Origin of the sequence: Vitreimonas sp. (genome assembly GCF_036392335.1) — a bacterium.
GTDB lineage: Bacteria > Pseudomonadota > Alphaproteobacteria > Caulobacterales > Aquidulcibacteraceae > Vitreimonas.
Genome location: NZ_DASVYD010000008.1, coordinates 36,726 through 49,819, shown reverse-complemented (window position 1 = coordinate 49,819; position 13,094 = coordinate 36,726). Strand labels below are relative to the sequence as shown.

14 protein-coding genes, 1 tRNA gene and 2 pseudogenes are annotated in these 13,094 nt (G+C 64.7%); 10 read left to right on the top strand and 7 right to left on the bottom strand.

All coding sequences use genetic code 11. The annotated features are described in order from the left end of the window. A pseudogene (locus VF769_RS01425) lies at positions 1-434 on the top strand (argininosuccinate synthase); the annotation flags it as partial. Between the two features lie 5 nt (positions 435-439). On the opposite strand, the gene VF769_RS01420 reads toward VF769_RS01425, so the two are convergent. The 4 genes from VF769_RS01420 to trhA all read right to left on the bottom strand — a co-directional run bounded on the left by VF769_RS01420 (position 440) and on the right by trhA (position 2,005). After that, the gene (locus VF769_RS01420) at positions 440-637 is read right to left on the bottom strand and encodes a KTSC domain-containing protein (protein WP_331006579.1); all 198 of its coding nucleotides are present in this window, start codon (positions 635-637) and stop codon (positions 440-442) included. A gap of 67 nt (positions 638-704) precedes the next feature. Further along, a complete protein-coding gene (locus VF769_RS01415; protein ID WP_135212057.1) occupies positions 705-1,070 on the bottom strand; it encodes a PRC-barrel domain-containing protein in 366 nt (121 codons plus the stop codon). A gap of 64 nt (positions 1,071-1,134) precedes the next feature. Next, positions 1,135-1,317 (bottom strand): hypothetical protein, encoded by a 183-nt coding sequence (locus VF769_RS01410; protein WP_331006578.1) that lies wholly within the window; start codon positions 1,315-1,317, stop codon positions 1,135-1,137. 10 nt (positions 1,318-1,327) lie between these two features. After that, positions 1,328-2,005 carry a PAQR family membrane homeostasis protein TrhA gene (gene trhA / locus VF769_RS01405; RefSeq protein WP_331006577.1) on the bottom strand — a complete coding sequence of 226 codons (678 nt, stop codon included), beginning with the start codon at positions 2,003-2,005 and terminating at the stop codon, positions 1,328-1,330. Between the two features lie 195 nt (positions 2,006-2,200). On the opposite strand from trhA, the gene VF769_RS01400 reads away from it, so the two are divergent. The 4 genes from VF769_RS01400 to VF769_RS01385 all read left to right on the top strand — a co-directional run bounded on the left by VF769_RS01400 (position 2,201) and on the right by VF769_RS01385 (position 4,288). Then, positions 2,201-2,452 (top strand): hypothetical protein, encoded by a 252-nt coding sequence (locus VF769_RS01400; protein ID WP_331006576.1) that lies wholly within the window; start codon positions 2,201-2,203, stop codon positions 2,450-2,452. 141 nt (positions 2,453-2,593) lie between these two features. Beyond that, positions 2,594-3,223: a LysE family translocator gene (locus VF769_RS01395; RefSeq protein WP_331006575.1), complete on the top strand. Its 630-nt coding sequence runs from the start codon at positions 2,594-2,596 to the stop codon at positions 3,221-3,223. A gap of 195 nt (positions 3,224-3,418) precedes the next feature. Further along, on the top strand, positions 3,419-3,685 hold the full coding sequence (locus tag VF769_RS01390) for a hypothetical protein (protein WP_331006574.1): 267 nt from the start codon (positions 3,419-3,421) through the stop codon (positions 3,683-3,685). Between the two features lie 57 nt (positions 3,686-3,742). After that, entirely contained in the window at positions 3,743-4,288 is a 546-nt protein-coding gene (locus VF769_RS01385) for a CC0125/CC1285 family lipoprotein (protein ID WP_331006573.1), read from the top strand. Here VF769_RS01385 and VF769_RS01380 read toward each other — a convergent pair. Continuing rightward, the gene (locus VF769_RS01380; protein WP_331006572.1) at positions 4,285-5,169 is read right to left on the bottom strand and encodes a TraB/GumN family protein; all 885 of its coding nucleotides are present in this window, start codon (positions 5,167-5,169) and stop codon (positions 4,285-4,287) included. The genes VF769_RS01385 and VF769_RS01380 overlap by 4 nt on opposite strands. Positions 5,170-5,253: 84 nt before the next feature. Here VF769_RS01380 and VF769_RS01375 point away from each other — a divergent pair. The 5 genes and pseudogenes from VF769_RS01375 to VF769_RS01350 all read left to right on the top strand — a co-directional run bounded on the left by VF769_RS01375 (position 5,254) and on the right by VF769_RS01350 (position 10,654). Next, positions 5,254-5,330, top strand: a tRNA-Arg gene (locus VF769_RS01375). Between the two features lie 225 nt (positions 5,331-5,555). Then, a pseudogene (locus tag VF769_RS18515) lies at positions 5,556-6,073 on the top strand (ABC transporter ATP-binding protein). Between the two features lie 64 nt (positions 6,074-6,137). Continuing rightward, positions 6,138-7,280: an L-lactate dehydrogenase gene (locus tag VF769_RS01360; protein ID WP_331006569.1), complete on the top strand. Its 1,143-nt coding sequence runs from the start codon at positions 6,138-6,140 to the stop codon at positions 7,278-7,280. A gap of 81 nt (positions 7,281-7,361) precedes the next feature. Next, positions 7,362-9,401, top strand: a complete 2,040-nt coding sequence (locus VF769_RS01355) for a 3-hydroxyacyl-CoA dehydrogenase NAD-binding domain-containing protein (protein WP_331006568.1) — start codon at positions 7,362-7,364, stop codon at positions 9,399-9,401. A gap of 74 nt (positions 9,402-9,475) precedes the next feature. Continuing rightward, positions 9,476-10,654, top strand: a complete 1,179-nt coding sequence (locus VF769_RS01350) for a patatin-like phospholipase family protein (protein WP_331006567.1) — start codon at positions 9,476-9,478, stop codon at positions 10,652-10,654. A 3-nt stretch (positions 10,655-10,657) separates the two neighbouring features. Here the strand turns inward: VF769_RS01350 and VF769_RS01345 are convergent, their stop codons facing one another. Beyond that, positions 10,658-12,079, bottom strand: a complete 1,422-nt coding sequence (locus tag VF769_RS01345; protein ID WP_331006566.1) for a heme biosynthesis protein HemY — start codon at positions 12,077-12,079, stop codon at positions 10,658-10,660. A gap of 6 nt (positions 12,080-12,085) precedes the next feature. Then, entirely contained in the window at positions 12,086-13,090 is a 1,005-nt protein-coding gene (locus tag VF769_RS01340; protein ID WP_331006565.1) for a COG4223 family protein, read from the bottom strand. Positions 13,091-13,094: the final 4 nt, after the last annotated feature.

The window sequence follows — 13,094 nt, the reverse complement described above, 5'->3', positions numbered from 1 at the left end:
AGAACCGCTATGTCGGCATGAAGTCGCGCGGCTATTACGAGACGCCGGGCGGCACGATCCTTTGGTACGGCCACCGCGCCATCGAAAGCATCACGCTCGACCGCGGCGCCATGCATCTCAAAGACGAGCTGATGCCGAAATACGCGACGCTCATCTATAACGGCTTCTGGTGGACGCCGGAGCGCTTGATGCTGCAAGCCGCGATCGACGCCAGCCAAGAGAGCGTCACCGGCGATGTGAAGCTGAAACTCTACAAAGGCGGCGTGCGCACCGTGGGCCGCGCCAGCCCGTATTCGCTCTATTCCAAGAAGATCGTCGGCTTCGACGAAGCCGGCGGCTACAACCAGGCCGACGCCGAAGGCTTCATCAAACTCAACGCCCTGCGCCTGCGCATCATGGCCGAGCGCGATAAGAAGCGCGGCAAGAACGAGTAGGCGAGCTAAAGCTCCCGAAATTCGTACTGATCCCTGATCCGCCAATTGAAATACGCGCCCTGCGACGGCGCGGTTTGAAATTCCAGCGCCACGTCCGGCGGCACGTCCTCGTAGATATATTTCTTGCCGCTCGTGAAGGTCACGGCAAGCGTGCGCTTCGAGGCGTCATACAGAACGCGCGCGATAGCCGATGACGAGCCCATGAAGCGCCCCGCATGCAAACGCGCCCGCCGTTGCCGGCAGGCGCGCTACATCTAGGCGCTTACGCGCTTAGCTCCAATATTGATCGACCTTGTAGAAGGCATGGCTCTGGTCGCGATAGGCGATGCCATCGTTCTTCGTGAGTTCGGAGATGGTGTCGGCGGGCGCGGCCTTCAGCTCGTCCTTTGTGTAGGGGACGACGTAGGAATCCTCGTCCTCGTCGTAATTCAGCGCCGCCCACGGCAGCGGATGAAATTTCTCGCCCATCTTCAGCACGCCGCCGAAGCCAACGACGGCGAACAGAATCGAATTGGATTGTTTGTCGAGCACGATATCTTCGATCGTCCCGATCTTCTCGCCGCTGGTGTCCTTCACGGACGTGCCGATCACTTTCTTGGCGCGAATCGCGGTCGTATGGCCGGTGGGTGTAGGCATGGGGGCTCGCTCCTCAATGTAAGTGGAGCTTGAACAACAATCGGTCGGCGCATTCGTTCCGCGCTTAGGTGAAGGCGAGCAGTAGCGCGAAAATCAGCAGCGCCACGAACGCCGCACTCAGAGCAGGCTTCACCAGGCTCAACGGCCGGTTCCGCACGCGCTCGGCCAAGCGCGCCCGCGCAGCGTCATTCTCTTGCTTTCGCCGATCCGCCGCCGTGCGGCGGTCCGCGTCCCGCCATCCGCTCATGCGGAGTGCTTTACATTACCAGGCCGACGAACACAGCACCGTAATGCCCAGCCGCGCCGATGATCACGCATGCATGCCACAGCGCACGGCGGAAGGGCAGCGCGTGGTTCAGATAGAGCAACACGCCGCCGGAATATGTGACGCCCGCAACCACGAGCATCGCGATCGCCAATGGCGGCAATGTCGGCACAACCGGGCCCAGCACCAGCACTGAAAGCCAGCCAAACGCCAGATAGATCAGGCACCAGGCTTTGTCGGAAAGCGCGGTCCAAAACACTTTGCCCGCGGCGCCCGCGAGCGCCGCGATCCAGATCGCGACGGTGACGCCAATCGCAAACGAGGGCGGCAGCAGCTGAATGGTGAACGGCGTGTACGAGCCCGCGATCATCAGGAAGATCGCCGCTTCGTCGAGCCGCCGCAGCACCCGGCGATACCGCGACGGTCGCGTCAGATTATAGACCGCCGAAGCCGCCAGCATCGCCATCAAGCAGAGTGCGTAGATCGCACCGCCGGTCGCCAGCGGCACGCCGCGATTAACCAGAGCCAAGGCTACAAGGAGGCCGCCGCCAATCAGTGCTGCAAGGATGCCGACGGCATGCACAATCCCATCCGCCGCATGCTCCACCCGGCTCGGGTAGTGCTCTGCGAGTTCGTCCTCGCCTGGCGTAAGGAGATCCGAAAGTGCCATACCGTGCGTCTTCTTGGTCCTGCGTTCTGCAAAGGGACGCTGTAACGACGAATATAGTTCCTCGACCTTAAGGTTGGATGAGGAGAACCGAGGATTCCCCGCAACACAATTACTTGATCGCGCGGCGTGCGGGTCACGCATGGCGCACGCGCATCACGCGTTCGCGAGTGGCGCGATTTTCGCAGCGTAGTCGCCATGCGCACCACTCGTCCCACCGCCGCAAGCCTGCGTGCCGAAGCGAGACTACTCTCGATCGCCGGCATCATGCTCTTGTTGATCGGTTTTCCGCTGACGCTATGGCTGGTAGCCGGCGCGCTCGCAGAGAACGGCATTTCGCCGATCCTGCCGCTCGCGATCGGGGCTCCGCCGATCGCTCTGGGCTATCTCGCGTGCCACTTCGCGTCACAGCGCATGGTTAAGGCCCGCGCCCTGGAACGTTCACGTTAACGCCACTTGCGCGCCACAGCGGCTTGGCGCACACGCATGTCATGATCTTGTTCGCACACCGACAGGCGCGACAGACCGCCGGCTAACGCCGCCGCGCGGACGCGCGCGCCATGTTCCTGTCCTTGTTTCGAACGAGTCCCGATGCTTCCCGTCGATCCCGCGCTCTATGCGTTATTTCTGGCCACCATGGCCGTGATGGCAATCACCCCCGGCCCCGCGAATATCTTTGCCATCGCCACCGGCGTCCGCGCCGGCCCGCAAGCGGCGCTACTGGGCGTTGCCGGCATGAACGCCGCTAACCTTGTTTGGATCGCGGCGGCCGCGCTGGGCCTGAGCGCGCTTGTCCACGCCTTTCCGCTCGCTTTCCGTCTCATAGCCATAATCGGGGGGCTGTATGTCGCTTGGCTCGGCGCCAAGGCGTTGTGGGCGGCGTGGCGCGATAAGGTTGCGCCATTCGACGTGGGCAAGGGCGCCGATCTCACCAGCGCTTTTCGCGATGGCTTCGCAGTGCAACTCTCCAACCCAAAGGCGATCGTGTTCTTCACCGCGGTGCTGCCGCCCTTCGTTGATCCGTTGCGCCCAGCCGCCCCCCAGCTTGCGCTGCTCGGCGCCACTATGATCGCGATGGATGGCGTCGCCATGAGCGGCTACGGCATTGCCGGCGGCGCGCTCGCCAACGTACTGCGCAAAGACCAAGCGCGACGCGCGTTCTCGGCCCTTGTGGGGGCATTGCTGCTCATGGCGTCGGCGTTGATCTTGCTGCGCGATTAATTGCGCGGCGCCGCGCACGCTTCGCTTTGGGCGAAAAAGCTTATGCACCAAGGTCGGACGCGCGTTGGCAGCATCGGTCGGCGGTTGCTAGCTGAAGCAAGAGTATTGACGAAATAATCGCGGATCAGTCAGCCTCGATCATCTGAGAAACATGAGCGCCGGTGGGTCGTTAGTTTGTCGGAGGTTGATTGCGACATGGAGACGGACGAATTTTCACTTCGCCTCAAGGGCTGGCGCATGGCGACAGCCGAGGTGCTTTATTACATGCCCGATCACCCATCGCTGCTGCAAAGCTTCATGTGGCAGACGCTCGACCTGGCGCCCTCCTATCCGCGCATACACAAATTCCTCGATTATTGGCGTCGCGAGATTGATGCAGTGATCCATTCGGTGCGCCTTGCCACGGGCGAGACCATCGCCCCGCCGAAGCTCAACACCGCGGACCACTGGCTGCATCACTAGTTTGGGATTGGCGGAACACCCGCGGGCGCTCCATATTTGATGCAACGAAGCGTCAATATGGAGATGCCTGTCATGCGCACGCTGATGACCCTGGCCGCCTCCGCCCTGTTGCTGGCGGCTTGCGCGACCGCGACGCCGTATCAGCCGGCGGCGACCAATACCAATTATGGTTTTCAAGAACAGCGGATCGAAAACAACCGCGTCCGCATCACCTTCCGTGGCAACACGCTGACCGATCGTGAGACGGTCGAGACCTATCTGCTCTACCGCGCCGCCGAACTCACCCTGGAAAGCGGCCACGATTATTTCATCGTCGCCAACCGCGACACCGAGGAGCATTCGCGTCTGCAAAGCACCGGGCCGCGTACGCCGCGTTTTGGCTTTGATTATTGGTATTTCTCGCCGCGCCGCGGTTGGAGCCCCTGGTACGATCCGTTCTGGGATGAGCCGACCAGCTATCGCGAAGTGACGCGCTACGAAGCCGTGGCCGAGATCGCGATGTTCAGCGGCCGCAAGCCCGCTGATGATCCAAACGCGTTCGATGCGCGCGAGGTGCAAGCCAACTTGCAGGGACGCATCGTTCGCCCACCTCCTGCAAGCTAAGGTCCTTCCACCGCGATTCCGCGCGCGCGCAGAAGGTCTACGACATTGCCGTCACCGACCAAATGCGCCGCACCCACCGCAATGAACACCCGCCCTGAGCCGTCGAGACGCGTCGCGATCTCGTCGGCCCAGGCGCGATTGCGCCGCAGAATGACCGCCTCGTGCACGGCCGGGCCGGCCTCCGCCCATTGCGGCGCGAGCGCGGCTTCGAGCGCCGCCACATCGCCGCGCGCCCATGCTTCATCCATGGCGTCCAGCGATTCATCTTCGTCAGCGATTTGACGCAGCGTCACCGATAGGAAGTGCGTCTCGTCGGCAGGCGAGAGGTCGGCCAAAATCCGAATTTGCTCATCCGGCGTCTCGAAGAAGCTCAAACGCTTGCCGCGCGATCGCGCCTCCGCCGCCAATACAGATTCAACGCCCGCGTCCGAAGTGTGCCCTTCGCGCAGCGCATAGGCGTAAGAGAGCTGTAGCGCCGCGAACCACGGACGCATGCGTTCGATCTGGGCGTGATCGAGCCGCAGCGCGCGCGTCGCATCCGCGAGGCGTTGCTGATCCTCGGGCGCCAAGCGCGCTGATAGCGCTTGGTCCGGCGGCAGCATGCCATAGCGCTGCGCCAGACCGGGAAATTGCTCCGTCGCGGCGGGCGAGGTGTCCGTCTCGGTCACAAACTCATCGGCGCTCGCGAACGCCGCGTTCACCCGATCGCTCCGCCAATGCAGATCGGGCGGCAGCACATGGACGGTCCCGAACAGCCAGATTTCGCTATCGGCGTCGGCGATCCGCCAGAGCGCGGGATCGCCTGGGGGCGCCGCAGCCGGCGCGCAGGCCGCCAAGGCCCAGGCGGAAGCCGCCAGCAAAGCTGAAAACCAGCACCGCAATCGCCGTCTCCAAAGGCTCGCCTTCGCCGTAAAGCTCGGCTAGAGATGCCGCCCGCGCCGCCGGCCCGCCGGTGGGAAGCTTCAGCACCCGTAGCTCAGCTGGATAGAGCGTTGCCCTCCGAAGGCAAAGGTCAGGGGTTCGAATCCCTTCGGGTGCGCCATGTTTTCAAAGACTTGGATAATCGGCCGCCGAATGTTGGGGCGGCTTACGCCGTCTAGTCGAAGCAACACTGCAACGAGTCGGGCGCGTTCGGTGTTCCGGGATGCGTGCGCGCGGGATCATGCGGGGGCGGCGCAGGCCGCTCAGGCGAAAGACTCGACGGAACAGGCGGCGCGCGCGGGCAGGCTTGCGCTGGCCGTCGTCGGTGCGGTGCTGATGCGGGCGCATGCGCCCGCCGCAGGTCGAGACCGCGGTTGAGCGCACGCGGGCGGTGGAGATCGCCTTGTCCCTGGTCGCGCTGATGGACCCGTCGGGATCGGGCAAGTCGACGCTGCTCTCGATCATGGGGCTGCTGTTGCGGCCAAGCGCGGGCGCACTGTCGATCGCAGGTGAGCGCGTCGATGCGCTGACGGATTCCGAGCGCGCGGCGTTCCGAAACCGGCGGCTGGGATTCGTGTTCCAGCTTCACCACTTGCTGATCGTGCGGACTATCGCGCCAATCGGCTCTCCGGCGGCCAGAAGCAGCGCGTGGCCATCGCACGCGCGCTCATGAATCAGCCCAGTCTCATTCTGGCCGACGAACCGACCGGAAATCTCGATCGCGCGTCGGCCGAACAGGTGCTCGACTTGATGCGTGAAATCAATCGCGAGGAAGCGTCGACGTTTCTAATCTGCACCCATGACGAACACGTGGCCGCGCGCTGTTCACGCTGCATCACGCTGGTCGATGGATGCGTCAGCTAGCGCGCGACGATTGACAGCCTACGTGTATGAGCTGAAGAGGCGTTGGCGTCGGGCGGAGGCGGGCATGATCGCGGCGTCGGTTGCGGATTATCGTGAGCTTGCGCGGCGGCGGCTGCCGCATTTTCTGTTCGAATACATCGATGGCGGCTCCTATGCGGAGCAGACGTTGGCGCGCAATGTCGCGGATTTGGCGGCGCTTGCGCTGAAGCAGCGTGTGCTGCGCGATGTGTCCGACATTGATCTGTCGACGACGTTGTTTGGTGCGAAGCAGGCGCTGCCGGTAGCATTGGCGCCGGTGGGGCTGGCAGGCTTGGCGGCGCGGCGTGGCGAGGTGCAGGCCGCGCGCGCCGCAGAGGCGGCCGGCGTGCCGTTTACGCTCTCGACCGTAGGCGCGTGTTCACTGGGCGAGGTCGCGTCGCAGGTGCAGACGCCGTTCTGGTTTCAGCTCTACATGATCCGCGACCGCGGCTTCATGAGCGATCTCTTGGCGCAGGCGCAGGACGCCAAGTGTCCAGCGTTGGTGTTCACGGTGGATTTGCCTCTGCCAGGCGCGCGCTATCGCGATGTGCGCTCGGGACTGGCCGGAGCGCCAGGGTTCGCAGGGCAAATGCGCCGTCTGGCGCAGGCGATGGCGCGGCCGGCTTGGGCTTGGGATGTGGGCGTGCGCGGCGGACCGCACAGCATCGGCACCGTCGCGCCAGTGCTCAAAGGCAAGGCCGGGCTTGAGGATTTCTTCGCGTGGATGCGCACGAATTTCGATCCGTCGCTCACGTGGCGCGACCTGGATTGGGTGCGTGCGCGCTGGAAGGGGCCGCTGATCGTCAAGGGCGTGCTTGAGGCCGAGGATGCGCACGCGGCGGCGGAAGCGGGCGCGGATGGCGTCGTCGTGTCCAACCATGGCGGGCGCCAATTGGACGGCGTGTATTCCAGTGCCCGCGCCTTACCGCGCATTGTGGAGCGCGTGGGCGATCGCGTGACCGTGCTCGCCGATGGCGGCGTCCGCTCCGGGCTCGATGTGGTGCGCATGCTGGCGCTGGGCGCGCGGGGCGTGCTGATCGGGCGCGCCTGGGCCTATGCGTTGGGGGCGCGCGGTCAGGCCGGAGTGGCGCATGTGCTCGCGCTGATTGCGGCCGAAATGCGGGTGGCCATGGCGCTGACCGGCGTCACGCGCATCGATCAGATCAACCGCGATCTGCTTGAAGTCTGACGCAGCGAGAAGGGCGATCTGCGCGGTAGTCGCGCGCGGTCGCGTCGGCTAGTTTCCGCGCGAAAACAAGAGGAGACCCCAATGTCCGCAGTAACGACCCGCAAGGATGGCGATGTTCTGGTTGTGAGCGCCAACAACCCGCCGGTGAACGCGCTGGGGTATGCGGTGCGGGCGGGGTTGCAGGCGGCGATCCGCGAGGCGCAGGCGGATGCGAGCGTGGCGGCGGTGGTGATCCGCTGCGAGGGCCGCACCTTCTTTGCCGGCGCCGACATCACCGAATTCGGTAAGCCGATGCAGGAGCCGGGGCTCGGCGTGGTTTGCGACGAGATCGAAGCGAGCGCAAAGCCCGTCGTGGCCGCCATTCATGGCACAGCGTTGGGCGGCGGGTTGGAAGTGGCGCTAGGCTGCCATTATCGCGTGGCCGTGCCGTCGGCGAAGCTGGGCTTGCCGGAAGTGAAACTGGGCATTCTGCCGGGTGCGGCTGGAACGCAGCGTCTGCCGCGCGTGATCGGCGCCGCCGAAGCGCTGCCGATGATCGTGTTCGGCGATCCGATCGCGGCGAAGAAGGCGCACGCGCTGGAGCTGGTCGATCAGCTCGCGGGCGAAGACTCGCTGGAAGCCGACGCGATCGCGTTTGCGCGCGACGTCGCGAAGAAGGCCACGCATCCCAAGAGCAGCCAGCGCACCGATAAGATCGAAGAATCGAAGAAGGACCCTGGCCTGTTCGAGCGCTTTCGCAAGGAAAATGCGCGCAAGCTGAATAAGCTTGAGGCGCCGGCGGCGTGCATCGAGGCGGTGCAGGCGTCGGTGGAATTGCCCTACGCCGACGGCATCAAGAAAGAGCGCGAGCTGATCATGCGCTTGATGGCGAGCACGCAATCGCGCGCGCTGCGTCATGTGTTCTTCGCCGAGCGCGCCGCCGCCAAGATCGATGGCATCCCCGCTGATACGCCGACCCTGCCGATCAAGAAGGTGGGCGTTCTCGGCGCCGGCACGATGGGCGGCGGCATTACGATGAACTTCCTGTCGGCCGGCATTCCGGTGACGATCGTGGAGCGCGAGCAGGCGGCACTCGATCGCGGCGTGGCGATCATCCGCAAGAATTACGAAAACACGGCGAAGAAGGGCCGCATCACAGCCGAGCAAGTCGAGAAGGCGATGAGCTTGCTGACGCCGACGCTCGATTTCAATGCGCTGGCCGATAGCGACCTCGTCATTGAAGCCGTGTTCGAAAACATGGACATCAAGCGCGATGTGTTCCGCCGCCTCGACGCGACGGTGAAGCAAGGCGCGATCCTGGCGTCGAACACGTCCTATCTGAACATCGATGAAATGGCGGCGGAGACGAAGCGGCCCGAGAGCGTCATTGGCCTGCACTTCTTCTCGCCGGCGAACGTGATGAAGCTGCTGGAAGTGGTGCGCGGGGCCAAGACGTCTCCAGCGGTGCTGAAAACCAGCATGGAGCTGGCGCGCAAGATCGGCAAAGTCGCCGTCGTCTCGGGCGTGTGCCACGGCTTCATCGGCAATCGGATGCTGAGCCAGCGCCAACAACAAGCGCAAGCGCTGATCCTCGAAGGCGCCAAGCCGTGGGATGTCGATCGGGTTCTGACCGAGTTCGGCTTCCCGATGGGGCCGTTCCAAATGTCGGACCTTGCGGGTCTCGACATTGGCTGGAGCGCGGAGACGTCGAAGAGCGCCAGTGTGCGCGACGTGCTGTGCGAGCGCGGCCGGCGCGGACAGAAAACGAGCAAGGGCTTCTACGATTACGACGAGAACCGGAAGCCCTCGCCATCGCCGGAGACCGAAGCGATCATCGCGGAATTCGCAGCGAAATCCGGCAAGCCGCAGCGTGCTGTGGGCGATGAGGAGATTCTGGAGCGCCTGCTCTATCCGATGGTGAACGAAGGTGCGAAGATTCTCGATGAGAAGATGGCTCAACGCGCGTCCGACATCGATATCGTTTGGCTGAACGGCTATGGCTGGCCGGCCTATACGGGCGGGCCGATGTTCTGGGCTGATACGGTTGGACTCGACAAAATCGTGGCGTCTTTGGGCAAGTATGGCGTCGCCGTCGCGCCCATGCTCAAAGCGAAGGCGGAGAAGGGCGAGAGCTTTAACTGAGGCGATCGCCCGCAATTGAGTTGATGCAGAGGCCTGCCGTACAAGGTGCGGCAGGCCCCTGTTTTGGTGAGTTCATGCGCGTCTCGGCCCGTTCCGCGTTCATCGCTTTGTCATGCACGCTGACGCTGGCCGGGTGCGCCAGCGGCTCGCGCTCGGACTTCGGCATTGTCAGTCGCGACGGCGCCTATCCGATTGGGTTTCCGGGCGTGCGTTTCTCTGTTGAGGACCGCGACGCCGCGTTGGCGCTCGAACAAGGCTTGAGCCAGGGCGTGCCGCGAGGGCCGGATGGGCATTTCGATTTGATCGCGCTCTCAGGCGGCGGCTCCAACGGCGCTTATACGGCAGGCCTCGTCACGGCGTGGACCGAGCGCGGCGATCGTCCGGATTTTGAAGTGGTGACGGGCGTTTCGACCGGCGCGCTTGCGGCGCCGTTCGTGTTTCTGGGCGCTGAGTACGACGATGAGCTGCGCGAGGCTTACACGAGCGACCAAGCCTCGCATTTGCTGCAAAACCGCGGTTTGCGCGCATTCGTCGGCTCCGGCGTGTTCCGCGCCGCGCCGCTGCGCGAATTGATCGAGACCTATATCGACGCGGAGATGCTTGAACGCATTGCCGTTGAACACAATGCCGGCCGCACCTTGCTTGTCGCCACCACCGATCTCGATTCCGAGCGCGGCGTGATTTGGAATATGGGCGCGATCGCCGCGCGCGGCGGGCCGGAAGCGCTTGAGCTATTCCGCGACGTGCTGCAGGCGTCGGCCAGCATTCCGGGCGCGTTTCCGCCGGTGATGATCAGTGCGCAACGCGGCTTGGCGCCGGATGGCGCGCCGGAAGTGTTCGACGAGATGCATGTCGACGGCGGGGTGATGAATCCGTTCGTGGCGCTGCCGCAGATGCTGTGGACCTGGGATGATCAAAATCGGGTTCTAGAGGGCGGCAGGGTCTGGGTGATCGTGAATGGCAAAGCCGATCCCGAATTGGAGATCACCGTCGATGCGCCGATCAGTGTCGCCGAGCGCGCGCTCAACGCCGCGCTCAAGGCGAATTTGCGCGCGACCTTGATCGCCAACGCCGCCTTCGCGCGGCGCAATGGCATGGATTATCATGTCGCCGCCATTCCCGAGGCCTTCGACGGCGGCGACGGGCTGGATTTTTCCAGAGAAGCGCGCGTCGCTGTATTCGATCTCGGCCGCGCGCGCATGCTCAGCGACGAAGCTTGGGGGCACTTCGTCGATGAAAGCGAGGCGCGCTAGCTTTTAGCGCACTTCTTCGATTTCCGCTTCATCCGGCGCGCGCTCGGCGCGCAGGTCCGCGCGCGGCGCGGTGAGTGCGGCCGTCGGCAGCGCCAGCACCGGTCCGAGCGCATCGTTTTGGCCGCGCTCCATGCGCGGGTGGATCAGCTGGCCGCTGTCGCCGAACACATAAACGAGCCGCGCCCAATCGGTGTCGTCATACATGAAGGCCGGGCCTTCCGGATCGAGATCCGACCAATCCAATTCGCGCGGCGCGGCGGCGGCTTGCGCCAGCCAGGTGCGCGCGCCGTTCTCGTCGCCACGCCCGCGCGCCACTTGCGCGAACAGGATGCAAATGCGCGACGAGGGATTTTCGCGATAGGCGTCTTCCAGCAGCGATTGCGCCGTCGCCCAATCACCGCGCTCCATCGCAAGTTCGGCCAGCACGATCTTCGACTCGCGATGATCGCGGCGCTTGTCGGCGAAGGCGCTCATGCGACCGGCGCGCGCCTCGCGCGACTCACCGGCGGCGAGATCGCGATAGGCGTGCGCGAGAGCCGGGTGCGGCGCGCTTTCCCAGGCGTCTTCGAGGATCGAGGCTGCACGTTCGTTCTTGCCTTCAGCCACCAACAGGCGCGCGGCGAGCGCGGCGGCGGGCGCGAATTGCGGCGCCATGCGGAAGGCCTTCTGCGCTTGATCCGACGCTTTATCGATACGCCGCTCGCGCTCCATCTTCGCGGCCTGCGCGGCCATCAGCACGGCGCGGCGGCGCTTGGCGACTTTGTCTTCGACGAGCTTACGCTTGTCGCCGATCTCAAGTGTTTCCAGCGCGTTGTCCCAATCACCGGCCTGCACCGCGAGATCGAAGGCGTATTGATAAGGCCATGTTGAAGTTTTGGAGGCTTTGAGGGCTGCTTCCGCGTGCGCGCGCGCCGCGGTGCGGTCGCCGCGTTTCAGCGCCGCCGCCATCAGGCCTTTGCGGCCGAGGATTTCGGTATCCTCATGTTGCAGCATGCCGGAATAGGCGCGCTCGGCGGCCGCCGTGTCGCCGGCGACCTCGGCGGCGCGCGCTTGCAGCAGCATCGCCAAACGTGGTTCTTCGATCAAATCCTCGGCGCGATCCGCTTGCCGGCGCGCCTCTTCGAACTCCCCTGCTTCAGCTGCGATCAAGCCCAGCGCCAGAGCTTCCTGGCCCTTGCGGATGCGCGCGCGCTGACCGGCTTTACCAATGCGGCCCGGCGCATCGATCAAGAACATCAGCAAGCGCAGCACCGGCAGTGCGATGGCGATCAGCACGACCAGGATCAGCAAGCCGAACAGCGCGCTCGTGCTCACTTCCGTGCCGAACCAATTGATCTCGACCGTGCCGGGATCGGTGGTGACGATCTGCCACGAAGCCAACATCGCCATCACGGCGATGATGAGAAGGAAAGCGAGGCGCAACATCGTGCTTTAGCTCCGCGACAATTCTTGTCGGATCGCCGCGAGGCGCTGGTCGATTTCGAGCCGGCGCTGCGCGTCGTTAAGCCAGGGCTGAGCGACGCGCTTGGAGGCGCCGGTCAGCCGGTTCAATTCTTGAATGGCCTCAGCCAAACGGTCGGAGGCGAGATATTGCTCGGCGCGCTCGACGATGCCTTCCGGCGTGTCGCCGGCGTTCGATTGGCGCACGACAATCCATTGCGCCAGCGCCGCTTGAATGCGGCCCCAGAAACCGCCGCCCGCTTGGCTCTGCCGTGCTGCGCGGATGATCTCGTTGTCGAGACGGTCAAACTGGTCGCGCAATTCGATCCGTGTCGGCGCGCCGGTGCGTGCGAGCGGTTCGAGCGCGGCCACGTTCGCGTCGTTCGGCAACAAGGTCGCGAGCGCGGCGTGTGCTTGCGGGAATGGCCCAGACGAGCGCGCGGCTTCCGCTGCCGCCACCACCGCGTAAGACGCACGCGCCGCAGTCGCGGCCGCGCGCGCTTCCGCCGCCACGGCTGGCAGCTCTTCCTGCAAGCGGCGCACTTCCGTCACAAGCGCTTGCACTTCCGCCGTCGACGGCATCGTGCTCAAGCGGCCTTCGACGTCGCGCAGGCCAGCTTGCAGCGCGAAGAGACGCGCCGTGGCGCTGCCACCCTCGGCTTCGTCGCTCGCGGCGATCGCAAGCGGCGCGTTGACGATCGCTTCGATCGCATCGAGCCGCTGATCCAATTCTGTGACGTTCGACGGCGCCGCGGCGCCATTTACGCTCGCTGCCTGCAAGGGCGCCACATTGTCGAGCGCGGCTTGCACCGCCGGCAGACGCGGCGCGATCGCGCCGCCCGCGGCGCCCACGCCCGCGGCCAACACCGCCAGCGCCAGAGCCGTGCCTCCACCGATGCCGCCGCCGCGACGATCATCGTCGCGATAGGCCGGCTCGTACTCAACGTCGATCGGCTCGGCGCGTCCGCGCTCCGCTTCGTCGTCGTCTCTGCTCATGTGG

Coding starts and splice junctions, on each gene's coding strand:
- VF769_RS01420 (WP_331006579.1), bottom strand. CDS start 637: ATGGGCTCGTCATCGGCTATCGCGCGCGTTCTGTATGACGCCTCGAAG.
- VF769_RS01415 (WP_135212057.1), bottom strand. CDS start 1,070: ATGCCTACACCCACCGGCCATACGACCGCGATTCGCGCCAAGAAAGTG.
- VF769_RS01410 (WP_331006578.1), bottom strand. CDS start 1,317: ATGAGCGGATGGCGGGACGCGGACCGCCGCACGGCGGCGGATCGGCGA.
- trhA (WP_331006577.1), bottom strand. CDS start 2,005: ATGGCACTTTCGGATCTCCTTACGCCAGGCGAGGACGAACTCGCAGAG.
- VF769_RS01400 (WP_331006576.1), top strand. CDS start 2,201: ATGCGCACCACTCGTCCCACCGCCGCAAGCCTGCGTGCCGAAGCGAGA.
- VF769_RS01395 (WP_331006575.1), top strand. CDS start 2,594: ATGCTTCCCGTCGATCCCGCGCTCTATGCGTTATTTCTGGCCACCATG.
- VF769_RS01390 (WP_331006574.1), top strand. CDS start 3,419: ATGGAGACGGACGAATTTTCACTTCGCCTCAAGGGCTGGCGCATGGCG.
- VF769_RS01385 (WP_331006573.1), top strand. CDS start 3,743: ATGGAGATGCCTGTCATGCGCACGCTGATGACCCTGGCCGCCTCCGCC.
- VF769_RS01360 (WP_331006569.1), top strand. CDS start 6,138: ATGATCGCGGCGTCGGTTGCGGATTATCGTGAGCTTGCGCGGCGGCGG.
- VF769_RS01355 (WP_331006568.1), top strand. CDS start 7,362: ATGTCCGCAGTAACGACCCGCAAGGATGGCGATGTTCTGGTTGTGAGC.
- VF769_RS01350 (WP_331006567.1), top strand. CDS start 9,476: ATGCGCGTCTCGGCCCGTTCCGCGTTCATCGCTTTGTCATGCACGCTG.
- VF769_RS01345 (WP_331006566.1), bottom strand. CDS start 12,079: ATGTTGCGCCTCGCTTTCCTTCTCATCATCGCCGTGATGGCGATGTTG.
- VF769_RS01340 (WP_331006565.1), bottom strand. CDS start 13,090: ATGAGCAGAGACGACGACGAAGCGGAGCGCGGACGCGCCGAGCCGATC.